The sequence below is a fragment of the Mycobacterium sp. TH-M103 genome (assembly GCF_057473785.1).
The window spans coordinates 1-10,826 of sequence record NZ_JBYCLG010000379.1; the positions used below are offsets into that span (position 1 = coordinate 1).

12 protein-coding genes are annotated in these 10,826 nt (G+C 69.2%); 7 read left to right on the plus strand and 5 right to left on the minus strand.

The window, feature by feature from the left end; genetic code table 11:
• Window positions 1-473 (plus strand): ribonucleotide-diphosphate reductase subunit beta (locus AC2VOR_RS20920; protein ID WP_486964448.1); only part of this gene is annotated, 473 nt, incomplete at its 5' end.
• A 1-nt stretch (window position 474) separates the two neighbouring features.
• Here the strand turns inward: AC2VOR_RS20920 and AC2VOR_RS20925 are convergent.
• The 3 genes from AC2VOR_RS20925 to AC2VOR_RS20935 all read right to left on the minus strand — a co-directional run bounded on the left by AC2VOR_RS20925 (window position 475) and on the right by AC2VOR_RS20935 (window position 1,903).
• The gene (locus tag AC2VOR_RS20925; protein WP_369741690.1) at window positions 475-903 is read right to left on the minus strand and encodes a pyridoxamine 5'-phosphate oxidase family protein; all 429 of its coding nucleotides are present in this window, start codon (window positions 901-903) and stop codon (window positions 475-477) included.
• Window positions 904-976: 73 nt separating this feature from the next.
• Entirely contained in the window at window positions 977-1,519 is a 543-nt protein-coding gene (locus tag AC2VOR_RS20930; RefSeq protein ID WP_369739657.1) for a restriction endonuclease, read from the minus strand.
• 60 nt (window positions 1,520-1,579) lie between these two features.
• On the minus strand, window positions 1,580-1,903 hold the full coding sequence (locus AC2VOR_RS20935) for a hypothetical protein (RefSeq protein ID WP_369739656.1): 324 nt from the start codon (window positions 1,901-1,903) through the stop codon (window positions 1,580-1,582).
• A 155-nt stretch (window positions 1,904-2,058) separates the two neighbouring features.
• Between AC2VOR_RS20935 and AC2VOR_RS20940 the strand changes: the two genes are divergently transcribed.
• The gene (locus AC2VOR_RS20940; RefSeq protein WP_369739655.1) at window positions 2,059-2,484 is read left to right on the plus strand and encodes a DUF3349 domain-containing protein; all 426 of its coding nucleotides are present in this window, start codon (window positions 2,059-2,061) and stop codon (window positions 2,482-2,484) included.
• Here AC2VOR_RS20940 and AC2VOR_RS20945 read toward each other — a convergent pair.
• Window positions 2,473-3,513, minus strand: a complete 1,041-nt coding sequence (locus tag AC2VOR_RS20945) for an NAD(P)-dependent alcohol dehydrogenase (RefSeq protein ID WP_369739654.1) — start codon at window positions 3,511-3,513, stop codon at window positions 2,473-2,475. The two genes, AC2VOR_RS20940 and AC2VOR_RS20945, sit on opposite strands and share 12 nt — an antisense overlap.
• 347 nt (window positions 3,514-3,860) lie before the next feature.
• A complete protein-coding gene (locus AC2VOR_RS20950) occupies window positions 3,861-4,973 on the minus strand; it encodes an iron-siderophore ABC transporter substrate-binding protein (RefSeq protein ID WP_369741689.1) in 1,113 nt (370 codons plus the stop codon).
• A gap of 176 nt (window positions 4,974-5,149) precedes the next feature.
• Between AC2VOR_RS20950 and ctaD the strand changes: the two genes are divergently transcribed.
• The 5 genes from ctaD (at window position 5,150) to AC2VOR_RS20975 (ending at window position 10,724) form a co-directional block, all read left to right on the plus strand.
• On the plus strand, window positions 5,150-6,895 hold the full coding sequence (gene ctaD, locus AC2VOR_RS20955; protein ID WP_369739653.1) for an aa3-type cytochrome oxidase subunit I: 1,746 nt from the start codon (window positions 5,150-5,152) through the stop codon (window positions 6,893-6,895).
• A gap of 48 nt (window positions 6,896-6,943) precedes the next feature.
• Window positions 6,944-8,179: a phosphoserine phosphatase SerB gene (serB, locus tag AC2VOR_RS20960; protein ID WP_369739652.1), complete on the plus strand. Its 1,236-nt coding sequence runs from the start codon at window positions 6,944-6,946 to the stop codon at window positions 8,177-8,179.
• Window positions 8,180-8,293: 114 nt separating this feature from the next.
• The gene (locus AC2VOR_RS20965; RefSeq protein ID WP_369739651.1) at window positions 8,294-9,136 is read left to right on the plus strand and encodes an ABC transporter ATP-binding protein; all 843 of its coding nucleotides are present in this window, start codon (window positions 8,294-8,296) and stop codon (window positions 9,134-9,136) included.
• Window positions 9,133-9,963 (plus strand): NUDIX hydrolase, encoded by an 831-nt coding sequence (locus AC2VOR_RS20970; RefSeq protein WP_369739650.1) that lies wholly within the window; start codon window positions 9,133-9,135, stop codon window positions 9,961-9,963. Before AC2VOR_RS20965 ends, AC2VOR_RS20970 begins: the two co-directional genes overlap by 4 nt.
• On the plus strand, window positions 9,951-10,724 hold the full coding sequence (locus tag AC2VOR_RS20975; RefSeq protein WP_486964449.1) for an enoyl-CoA hydratase: 774 nt from the start codon (window positions 9,951-9,953) through the stop codon (window positions 10,722-10,724). Before AC2VOR_RS20970 ends, AC2VOR_RS20975 begins: the two co-directional genes overlap by 13 nt.
• Window positions 10,725-10,826 lie beyond the last annotated feature (102 nt).

Consider the following 10,826-nt stretch of genomic DNA (forward strand, 5'->3'; position numbering starts at 1 on the left):
ACTCCGGGTTCTACCTGCCGATGTACTGGTCGAGCCGGGCCAAGCTGACCAACACCGCCGACATGATCCGGCTGATCATCCGCGACGAGGCCGTCCATGGCTACTACATCGGCTACAAGTTCCAGCGCGGCCTGGCGCTGGTCGACGACGCCAAGCGGGCCGAGCTCAAGGACTACACCTACGAGTTGCTCTTCGAGCTCTACGACAACGAGGTGGAGTACACCCAGGATCTCTACGACCAGGTCGGGCTGACCGAGGACGTCAAGAAGTTCCTGCGCTACAACGCCAACAAGGCGCTGATGAACCTCGGCTACGAGGCGCTGTTCCCGCGCGACGAGACCGACGTGAACCCGGCGATCCTCTCGGCGTTGTCGCCCAACGCCGACGAGAACCACGACTTCTTTTCCGGGTCCGGGTCGAGCTACGTGATCGGCAAGGCCGTCGTCACCGAGGACGAGGACTGGGACTTCTAAATCAGCCGGTCTCGGTGTTCGGGCCCGTCAGGCGCAGGCCGGTGACGATCTCCGGCTCGATCGCCACGACGGTGTCGGCGTGGTTCACCCACGGGTGCAGCACTCGCTCGTAGCGGGCGATGAGGCCGGGATCGGTCACGGTTCGTGCGCGGCCGGTCACGACAACGCTCCAGCCGGTCCGGGTGCGGCTGTCGAGGTCGTCGGCCTCGTAAGCCACGACGACGCGATCCGAGTTGCGCACGGCGGCGGAGATCGCCGAGGTCAGCCGGCAACGGATGATGATAACGCCCTCATCCACCAGGTGGTTGACCGGGCGGATCGCCGGCAGTGCCTGCAGGTCGAAGACGACCCGTCCGACGTCGATGCCGGCCAGCAACCGCATCGCCTCGGCGGCGTCCAACCGCTCGGCGCCGTCCGGAAGCTGCGCCAAGCCGAGGCCGCCGTCGTACTCTTGTTGATCCACATTCTTAATTGTTAAGCAACGCTAAGTGGACGGTAGGGCCTTAGGACCCCCTTCGGCCCATACTTGCGGGCGGCACCCAGGCTTGCAGAGTTTTGCGGCCGATCAGCTGACAGCCGTGCGTGTGTGCCAGTTGCTTGGCGGCGGCTGTGAACTCCTGATTGCTCACCACGATGCTGCGCGTGCATCCGTGGTGGCGTGCGCCGGAGACCACCTGCTGGACGGCCGCGACGCCGACCGGTTTGCCGTAGCGCTTGCACTGGACCGCCACCCGCTGTCCGTCCTTCTCGGCGATCAGGTCAACGCCGTAGTCCCCGACCGCCGGGGTGGTCCCGACCCGCCAGCCGGCCCGGCCGAGGCGTGCGGCGACGTAATTCTCGAACGCGACCCCGTCCATGGCGTCGATCGCACGCATCGTGGCGAGGCCCCGCCTCCCGCGCGGCCACTGGCGGTTGGTGGCCCACGCCAGAAGCACCTCGAGCAGCAACGTCACGTAGAAGCCCACGACGCCCGTCCCCAGGCTGCGCTGGACGACCCCGGCGAGCAGCCCGCAGGCCAGCGGAATGACGAAGAGTGCCTTGCTCATTCGCGGGCCAGGTCCCTGTGCACGACTCGATGGTAGGAACGGGCGGTGACAAGGCCGTCGCTAGGAGAAATCGGGCACGACCTCGCGGACCACCGGCAGGTATTGCGGGCAGTAGTTCTTCACGGAGAGCCCCACCACTCGCTGGGCCGCCGTCCTGGAGATCGCGTTGCGGTCCATCGTGTCGGCGACGGCGGCGTTGAAGCCCTGCATGTCCGGGTACTGGCCCAACTGTGCGCACGTCGTCTGCGCGTACCGGCTCGACAGCCGCTCCAGCTCTTCCTCGGGCGGGTCGGCCGAGGCCCGCGGCAGCCACGGGCCCCACGTTGCCGCAATGATTCCGGCGCCAGCCAGCACTACTGCCGCCGATCGCGTTCTCGTGGTCACGGTGGTGGTCCCCTAACGGTGCCGGTTCCCGCTCAGCTTCGCACACCGGTCACTTCACAACCCCGACATTGTCGGGCCGTGAACGGGATATGAATTGTGGGGATGGCGAGACGCCGCGGTGGCGCCGGTGAGACCGCTGCCGTGACACTGTGTGGGTGACGAAAACCCCCTCCTCGCAGAACGATCACCACCACAATTTCTGCCGTTCAGTGATCCGCTGGCTGCAGGTCGGCTACCCGAACGGCGTGCCCGGCCCCGACCGGGTGCCGCTGATGGCCCTGCTGCGCAGCACCCCTTTGACCGACGACCAGATCCGGGATGTGGTGCGCAACATCACCGCGCAGGAAGGATCCCCGGAGACGATCGACCATCCCATCGATCGCGACGAGATCGCCGACTTCATCTCCGACATGACCCACTACGACGCCGGCAAGGAGAACGTCATCCGGGTGGCCGCCACGCTGGCCGCGGCCGGGTGGCCGCTGGCTGGCATCGACGTCAGCGAAGTCATCCCCGGCGACGAGGATGGAGAGGCGGCCGAGCGGATGGCGGCGCGGCCGGCGGTTTCCTCAGAGGCCTGAGGTGTCGATGACGAAGCGGTAGCGCACGTCGCTGGCCAGCACGCGCTCGTAGGCCTCGTTGACGTAGTCCGGCTCGATGAGCTCGATCTCGGGCGTCACGTCGTGCTCGGCGCAGAAGTCGAGCATCTCCTGGGTCTCGGCGATCCCGCCGATGTTCGACCCCGACAGGCTGCGCCGCATCAGGGCGAGCGCGAACGCCGGCACCTCCATCGGGTGCTCGGGGATGCCCAGCTCGACGAGCGTCCCGTCGACGTCCAGCAGGTTGAGGTAGTCGCCGAGCTTCAGGTTCGCCGAGACGGTGTTCAGGATGAGGTCGAAGCTGCCGCGCAGGCTGCGGAACGTGTCGCGGTCGGAGGTCGCGTAGTAGTGGCTGGCCCCCAGCCGAAGCCCGTCCTCCATCTTCTTCAGCGACTGCGACAGCACCGTCACCTCGGCGCCCATCGCCGACCCCAGCTTGACGCCCATGTGCCCGAGCCCGCCCAGGCCGATCACGGCGAGCCGGGTGTCGGGACCGGCATTCCAGTGCCGCAGCGGCGAATACAGCGTGATGCCCGCGCACAGCAGCGGGGCGGCCTTGTCCAGCGGCAGCGAGGCGGGGATCCGCAGGACGTAGTTCTCGTCGACGACGATCGCCTGACTGTAGCCGCCGTAGGTGCGCTGGCCGTCGCGTCCGATCGCGTTGTAGGTGGTCGTCATGCCGCGCTTGCAGTACTGCTCGTTACCGGCCAGGCAGCTGCTGCATTCCCGGCAGGAGTCCACGAAACAACCCACGCCGACGTGGTCGCCGACCTTGTGCTTGGTCACCTCGGAGCCCACCGCGGTCACCACGCCGGCGATCTCGTGCCCGGGGACCACGGGGTAGTCGGGCTGCCCCCATTCGGCTTTGACGGTGTGGATGTCCGAGTGGCAGATCCCGGCGAACTTGATCTCGATCGCGACGTCGTGCGGACCCGGGTCGCGACGGGTGATGGTGGTCTTGGTCAGCGGTGCGGTCGGCGACGTGGCGGCGTACGCGGAAACAGTGCTCATCAACAGTCCTTTTCGGTGCTAGCGCGCTTCGAAGAAGTTTAGCCAGGGTAAGTTTCTCCGGCCATGTGACGGTTCGCTCACCACCTTAGGTGTAGCGCGCGACCTCATACCGCCTTGTCGGCGTGACGTTTCTGGGCATACGACCTTTCGGACGCTCCCACTTACGAGATCACGTCCGCGACTCTCTCCACCCAAGGTGCCGGTCCGATGAAACCGGCTGTAAGCCAAGCAAAGTGGCGGGTCGGCGCTTTGGCGATCCGAAGAGCCACTGCAGACGTCACGCCCGCGCACTTAACCCCACAACGAAAAGTTGGCCTGCCCGTGAACTTCGCCCTGACCAAGCGAAGCTAGTTGATCGGGGCGTTCACCCAGCGCAGGTCGTCAACGATGCCGCGGGCCGCGACCAGTCCCTGCCCGGTCTGCCAGATCTGGTTGTTGACGACGAAGACACGGTTGTCCTGAGTCGCCGAGAGCCTGCGCCAGGGCGCACTGTCGAACAGGGTGGCGGCCCGCTGCGCGGCGGCCGGCGAGGCGCACGACACGTAGATGATGTCGGCGTCGGCGGCCGAGAAGTCGGGCGACCCGGCCAGGTCGGCGTCGGTGGTGCCCATCTCGACGTAGGCCTTGTCGGTGAACCGCTGCGACGCCGGCCGGTCCACGCCCACGGCGTCGAGCACGCTGGCCGGGAAGTTCCTGGCGCCGTAGACGCGCATGGTGTCCGTGGTCAACTGCACAATCGAGGCCTGATAGTGAGTTGCGTCGTGCTTGGCCCCCACGCGGGTGGCCCGTGCGGCGAACCCGTCGATGAGCCCGTCGACCGCGCCAGCGCGGGCGGTGGCGGCGCCGACACCGCGCAGGTTGTCCTCCCACGCCGCCCCGGGGGCCCCCGTGAACACGGTCGGGGCGATCGCCGCCAGCCGCGGGTACAGGGTGGGCGTCAGCCCCTGCGAACCCAGGATGAGATCGGGGTGCGCTGCCGCGATGCCACCCAGGTCGGGCTTGGCGCGGGTACCGACCCCAGGCAGGTCGTGCACCGCGTTGCCGAGGTACGAGGGCTGGCTCGACGCGCCGTCGGGCAGCGCGGCGGCGACGACCCGCGACTGCAGCCCCAGGGCGCACAGCGCGTCGAGCTCGTCACCGGCGAGGACCACGATGCGTTGTGCCTCGGCCGGCACGCGGACCACGTCGGGGGTGACCCCCGCCGCGTTGTGGGCCTCCCGGGTCGCCGGCCCAGGGTCGGCCGCGGCAGGTTCGCCCGCGCACGACTGGTCGGGCCGGCGGTCGTTGCCCAGCACCCCGGCGCCGGCGATCTGGGTGGTCGGGGTGACCAGCGACCGGGTCGGGGACGTGGCTTTGGTGCCCGGGCCCGCGGACCCGCAGGCACTGCACGCCGCCACCACCACGGCTGCCAGGCCGGCGGCGGTCGGCAGCAGGGGGGCGGTGCGGATCGCGCGGAGCATGCCGGAGAGCACGAGCCCGACGCTAACATCCGGCCGGGTCGGCGCCCGGTGTTAGCGACGACACGCCCGCGTCGCAGCGCTATATACGACGGTTTGTAGGACTCGCGCTGCCATCGGCATGATCGGAAGCTAGGATGCGTGGTGAACGTTTCTGAGAAGGATGTTTGGAGGAGCAGTTGACAGCCGAAGCGCCCCCCTTGGGACAACTCGAGGCCGTCCGACCGTACCCACCGCGGACAGGTCCCAAAGGGAATCTGGTCTACAAGCTGATCACCACCACCGATCACAAGGTGATCGGCATCATGTACGTGGTCACCTGCTTCGTGATGTTCTTCATCGGCGGGTTGATGGCGCTGCTGATGCGCACCGAGCTGGCCGCGCCGGGACTGCAGTTCCTGTCGAACGAGCAGTACAACCAGCTGTTCACCATGCACGGCACCGTCATGCTGCTGCTGTACGCCACGCCGGTGGTGTTCGGGTTCGCCAACTTGGTGCTGCCGTTGCAGATCGGCGCACCCGACGTGGCGTTCCCGCGGCTGAACGCGTTCTCGTTCTGGCTGTTCCTGTTCGGCGCGCTGGTCGCCCTGGGGGGCTTCATCACCCCGGGAGGAGCCGCTGACTTCGGCTGGACCGCCTACACCCCGCTGACCGACGCCATCCACTCGCCCGGCGCGGGCGGCGACCTGTGGATCACCGGCCTGATCGTCGCCGGTCTGGGCACCATCCTGGGTGCGGTCAACATGATCACGACCGTGGTGTGCATGCGCGCTCCGGGGATGACGATGTTCCGGATGCCGATCTTCACCTGGAACATCCTGGTCACGTCCATCCTGATCCTGATCGCGTTCCCGATCCTGACCGCGGCGCTGTTCGGGCTGGCCGCCGACCGCCACCTCGGGGCGCACGTCTTCGACCCGGCCAACGGCGGGGTCCTGTTGTGGCAGCACCTGTTCTGGTTCTTCGGCCACCCCGAGGTCTACATCGTGGCGCTGCCGTTCTTCGGCATCGCGACCGAGATCTTCCCGGTGTTCTCCCGCAAGCCCGTGTTCGGCTACACCACGCTGGTCTACGCGACGTTGTCGATCGCCGGGTTGTCGGTGGCGGTCTGGGCGCACCACATGTTCGCCACCGGCGCGGTGCTGTTGCCGTTCTTCTCGTTCATGACCTACCTGATCGCGGTGCCGACCGGGATCAAGTTCTTCAACTGGATCGGAACGATGTGGAAGGGCCAGCTGACCTTCGAGACGCCGATGCTGTTCTCGGTCGGCTTCCTGGTCACCTTCCTGCTGGGCGGGTTGACGGGCGTGCTGCTGGCCAGCCCGCCGCTGGACTTTCACGTCACCGATTCTTACTTCGTGGTGGCGCACTTCCACTACGTGCTGTTCGGCACGATCGTGTTCTCCACCTTCGCCGGCACCTACTTCTGGTTCCCGAAGATGACCGGCCGGCTGCTCGATGAGCGGCTGGGCAAGCTGCACTTCTGGCTGACGTTCATCGGGTTCAACACCACGTTCCTGGTGCAGCACTGGCTCGGGGACATGGGCATGCCGCGCCGCTACGCCGACTACCTGCCCACCGACGGGTTCCAGCCGCTCAACATCGTCTCGACGATCGGGGCCTTCATACTGGGCGTGTCGATGTTCCCGTTCGTGTGGAACGTCTTCAAGAGCTGGCGGTACGGCGAGGTCGTCACCGTCGACGATCCCTGGGGTTACGGCAACTCGCTGGAATGGGCGACCAGCTGCCCGCCGCCGCGACACAACTTCACCGAGCTGCCCCGGATCCGTTCGGAGCGCCCGGCATTCGAGTTGCACTACCCGCACATGGTGGAGCGGATGCGGCGCGAGGCCCACGTCGGTCGCGCCCACGGCCCCGCGGACAAGGACGTCACCCGAGCCGACGACATACAAGTCCGCAGTTGATGAGCGGCAGCGGCCCCCGGCGCGAATGAGCCACGAAGGGAGCCGCGGGTGAGCGCACCGCCCAAGGTTTCGGCGCTGATCACCGTCACCGGCGTGGATCAGCCCGGGGTGACTTCGGCTCTGTTCGAGGTTCTGTCCAAGCACGGCGTGGAACTGCTCAACGTCGAACAGGTGGTGATCCGGGGCCGGCTGACGCTGGGTGTGCTGGTGTCCTGCCCGCCGCAGGTCGCCGACGGCGCCGCGTTGCGGGGCGACGTCGAATCGGCCATCTTCGGGCTCGGTCTCGAGGTCAGCATCGAGCGCAGCGACGACGTGCCGATCATCCGCGAGCCCTCGACCCACACCATCTTCGTGCTGGGCCGGCCGATCACTGCCGGCGCGTTCAGCGCGGTGGCCCGCGAGGTCGCCGCGCTGGGTGTCAACATCGACCTCATCCGCGGCGTCTCCGACTACCCGGTCACCGGGCTGGAGCTGCGGGTCTCGGTGCCGCCGGGCGCCGACGTCCCGCTGCGTGCCGCCCTGAACCGGGTGTCCTGCGACGAAGGTGTCGACGTGGCGTTCGAGGAATACAGCCTGGAACGGCGCTCCAAGCGGCTCATCGTGTTCGACGTCGACTCCACCCTGGTCCAGGGCGAGGTCATCGAGATGCTGGCGGCGCGCGCGGGCGCGGAGGGCGCCGTCGCCGCGATCACCGAGGCGGCCATGCGCGGCGAGCTGGACTTCGCGGAGTCGCTGCAGCAACGGGTCGCGACCTTGAAGGGCCTGCCCGCCACGGTGATCGACGAGGTCGCCGACCAGCTCGAACTGATGCCCGGCGCGCGGACCACGCTGCGCACGCTGCGGCGGCTGGGGTACCGCTGCGGCGTGGTCTCCGGGGGTTTCCGGGGCATCATCGACCCGCTGGCACACGAGCTGATGCTGGACTTCGTCGCCGCCAACGAGCTGGAGATCGTCGACGGCATCCTCACCGGGCGGGTCGTGGGCCCGATCGTCGACCGGGCCGGCAAGGCCGCGGCGCTGCGGGACTTCGCGGAGCAGGCGGGGGTGCCGATGGCCCAGACCGTCGCCGTCGGCGACGGCGCCAACGACATCGACATGCTGGCCGCCGCCGGGCTGGGAATCGCGTTCAACGCCAAGCCGGCGCTGCGCGAGGTCGCCGACGCGTCGTTGAGCCACCCCTTCCTGGACACGGTGCTGTTCCTGCTGGGCATCACCCGCGGGGAGATCGAGGCCGCCGACGCGGTCGACGGCGAGGTGCGCCGCGTGGAGATTCCCCCCGCCTGAGCCGGCCGGGCAGATGCAAAAGCCCCTTTTCGGGGCGCGGATTCCGGTGAACGTCGCACCGGGGCGGGGTGACCCGGCACCCGCGGCGGCGGCGCGGTACGGCACGATGGTCGGGTGCCCGGGAACGGAAGCGGGTCGGCCGACCCCGATCTGCTGCTCGACTTCAGCAACGTTTCGCTGCGCCGGGACGGGCGGGTCCTGGTCGGGCCGCTGGATTGGGCCGTCGAGCTGGACGAACGCTGGGTGATCATCGGCCCCAACGGGGCCGGGAAGACGTCGCTGCTGCGCATCGCGGCGGCCGCCGAGCACCCGTCGACGGGTACCGCCGTCGTGCTGGGGGAGAAGCTGGGCCGGGTCGACGTGTCGGAGTTGCGTTCGCGGATCGGGCTGAGCTCGTCGTCGCTGGCGCAGCGGGTGCCCGGCGACGAGCTGGTGCGCGACCTGGTGGTCTCGGCCGGCTACGCCGTGCTGGGCCGCTGGCGCGAGCGCTACGACGACATCGACTACCGGCGCGCCGTCGACATGCTGGAGAGTCTGGGCGCCGAGCACCTCGCCGACCGCACCTACGGAACCCTCTCGGAGGGCGAGCGCAAACGGGTGCTGATCGCCCGCGCGCTGATGACCGACCCGGAGCTGCTGCTGCTCGACGAGCCCGCCGCCGGCCTGGACCTGGGCGGCCGCGAGGAGCTGGTGGCCCGCCTGGCCGACCTGGCCGCCGACCCCGACGCCCCCGCGCTGGTGCTGGTCACCCACCACGTCGAGGAGATCCCGCCCGGCTTCAGCCACTGCATGCTGTTGTCGGAGGGCCGGGCGGTCGCCGCCGGCCTGCTGCCCGACGTCCTGACCGCGGAAAACCTGTCCACCGCGTTCGGCCAGTCGATCGCCCTGGACGTCATCGACGGACGGTATTTCGCGCGGCGGGTCCGCAGCCGCGCGGCCCACAGGAGGCAACTATGACGTCAACAACCGAGCCCCCTCTGGTTCCGCGCCCCGCGGCTACCGTGATGCTGGTCCGCGACGGCGCGGACGGCCTCGACGTCTTCCTGATGCGCCGCCACGCCAAGATGCACTTCGCCGCCGGAACGATGGTGTTCCCCGGCGGCGGCGTCGACGACCGCGACCGCGACGCCGGGCTGGCGCGGCTGGGCGCCTGGGCCGGGCCGCCGCCACAGTGGTGGGCACAGCGCTTCGGCATCGACACCGACCAGGCCGAGGCGTTGGTCTGCGCGGCGGCCCGGGAGACCTTCGAGGAATCGGGGGTGCTGTTCGCCGGGCCGGCCGGTGACCCGGACGGGATCGTCGGCGACGCCTCGGTGTACCGCGAAGCCCGCCGGGCGCTCGCCGTCGGGACGCTGTCGTTCGCCGACTTCCTGCGCGAAGAGAACCTGGAGCTGCGGTCCGACCTGCTGCGGCCGTGGGCCAACTGGGTCACCCCGGAGGCCGAACGCACCCGCCGGTACGACACCTACTTCTTCGTGGCGGCCCTGCCGGAGGGGCAGCGCGCCGACGGCGAGAACACCGAGTCCGACCGCGCCGGCTGGACGACCCCGCAGGCCGCCATCGACGACTTCGCCGCCGGCCGAAGCTTCCTGCTGCCCCCGACCTGGACGCAACTGGACTCGCTGGTGGGCCGGACGGTCGCCGACGTGCTGACCCTGCAACGCCAGATCGTCACCGTGCAGCCGAACGTCGAAATCCAGGGCGAAAACTGGGTTTTCGAGTTCTTCGACTCCGACCGTTACCACCGGGCCCGGGAGTCGGGCGGGCTGGGATGGCGGCATTGACTGCTCCGGGGAGCGAGTTCGTCAGCGTCGTGGCCGGCGATGGACTGGCCACGCTGGTGATGTCGCGGCCGCCCGCCAACACCATGACCCGGCAGGTCTACCGCGAGATCGCGGCCGCGGCCGACGAGGTGGCGGGGCGTGACGACGTCGCCGCGGTGATCCTCTTCGGGGGTCACGAGATCTTCTCGGCCGGCGACGACATGCCCGAACTGCGGACCCTCACGGTGCCGGAGGCCGACACCGCGGCCCGGGTGCGCCGCGCGGCGATCGACGCGGTCGCCGCCATCCCCAAGCCCACCGTGGCGGCCGTCACCGGCTACGCGCTGGGCGCCGGACTGACGCTGGCCCTGGCCGCCGATTGGCGGGTCAGCGGCGACAACGTCAAGTTCGGCGCCACCGAGATCCTGGCCGGCCTGATCCCCGGCGGCGGCGGAATGGACCGGCTGACCCGCGCGGTGGGGGCGAGCCGGGCCAAGGAGCTCGTCTTCAGCGGGCGATTCTTCGACGCCCGGGAGGCCTCCGAACTGGGCCTGGTCGACGAGATGGTGGCCCCCGACGACGTCTACGAGGCCGCGGTCGCGTGGGCGGGGCGCTTCCTCGGCGCGCCGGCGCACGCGCTGGCCGCCGCGAAAGCCGGCATCAACGCCGCCTGTGGCGACCTGGGTGAACTCCCGTCGGCCGAGCGTGTCGCCGCCGAACGGCGCCGCTACGTCGAGGTGTTCGCCGCCGCTGCCCAGAACCCGGCCCCAGGCGGCGGATAGGCTGCCCCGATGGTGCGTCCTGAAAGTTGGATTGGACTAGCGGGTGGAAGTCCCGTCCCGGTAGGTACCGGAGCGCCGGGTAGCAGGCCCCGGTTCGTTGGA

What these genes read in the sequence shown, in the direction of transcription:
- AC2VOR_RS20975 (WP_486964449.1), top strand. Translation starts at nt 9,951, where the DNA reads ATGGCGGCATTGACTGCTCCGGGGAGCGAGTTCGTCAGCGTCGTGGCC.
- AC2VOR_RS20930 (WP_369739657.1), bottom strand. Translation starts at nt 1,519, where the DNA reads ATGAGCAAGGCACTCTTCGTCATTCCGCTGGCCTGCGGGCTGCTCGCC.
- AC2VOR_RS20970 (WP_369739650.1), top strand. Translation starts at nt 9,133, where the DNA reads ATGACGTCAACAACCGAGCCCCCTCTGGTTCCGCGCCCCGCGGCTACC.
- AC2VOR_RS20945 (WP_369739654.1), bottom strand. Translation starts at nt 3,513, where the DNA reads ATGAGCACTGTTTCCGCGTACGCCGCCACGTCGCCGACCGCACCGCTG.
- AC2VOR_RS20950 (WP_369741689.1), bottom strand. Translation starts at nt 4,973, where the DNA reads ATGCTCCGCGCGATCCGCACCGCCCCCCTGCTGCCGACCGCCGCCGGC.